The 547-nt window shown below is 68.6% G+C and carries 1 protein-coding gene and 1 pseudogene; one reads left to right on the top strand and one right to left on the bottom strand.

Annotated elements, in window-relative coordinates:
• Positions 1–307 (bottom strand): LysR substrate-binding domain-containing protein (locus ABD990_RS34205; RefSeq protein ID WP_345384948.1); only part of this gene is annotated, 307 nt, incomplete at its 3' end.
• On the opposite strand from ABD990_RS34205, the pseudogene ABD990_RS34200 reads away from it, so the two are divergent.
• Positions 287–547, top strand: a pseudogene (locus ABD990_RS34200) (branched-chain amino acid ABC transporter permease); the annotation flags it as partial. The gene ABD990_RS34205 and the pseudogene ABD990_RS34200 overlap by 21 nt on opposite strands.

Here is a 547-nt window from a genome sequence, read left to right as displayed (position 1 = left end):
AGATGCGCAGCGCCAGGTCGAAGCGTTCGGACACCAGGTCGGCCTGCTTGTCGTTGAATTCGATTTCCAGGCCCACGTCGGGATGCGCCTGCATGAAGGGCGGCAGCATCGGCGCCAGGTGCGTGACGCCGAATGACATGGGCGCGGCCAGGCGGATCTTGCCGTGCAGGCTGGTGGATTTTTCCGTGACCTCGGCTTCGACCGCTTCGCCCTCCTCGAGGATGCGGGCGGCCCGCTCCAGCGCCGCGTAGCCGGATTCGGTCAGGGTCATGCTGCGTGAGGTGCGATGGAACAGCGTGGTCTTCATCCGGGCTTCCAGCCGGGTGCGCTGCCCAACCTGCCGATCGCGGCGATCATCCTGGACCTGATCCTCGCCGGGGTCGTGGCGATGGTGGTCGCGGGGCTCGCCGCCGTCGGCCTGGAACGGGTGGCCTACCGACCGCTGCGACGACGCAACGCGCCCCGCCTCGCGTTCCTGATCACGGCGATCGGCGCCTCGTTCGCGATCCAGCAGGTCATCCGCATCTGGCGGGGCTCGAACCCCGAG

The organism is Pseudonocardia yuanmonensis (assembly GCF_039542425.1).
GTDB classification, from domain to species: Bacteria; Actinomycetota; Actinomycetes; order Mycobacteriales; family Pseudonocardiaceae; genus Pseudonocardia; species Pseudonocardia yuanmonensis.
The sequence above is the reverse complement of the archived record's forward strand: the minus strand, read 5'-3'. Positions and strand labels throughout refer to the sequence as shown.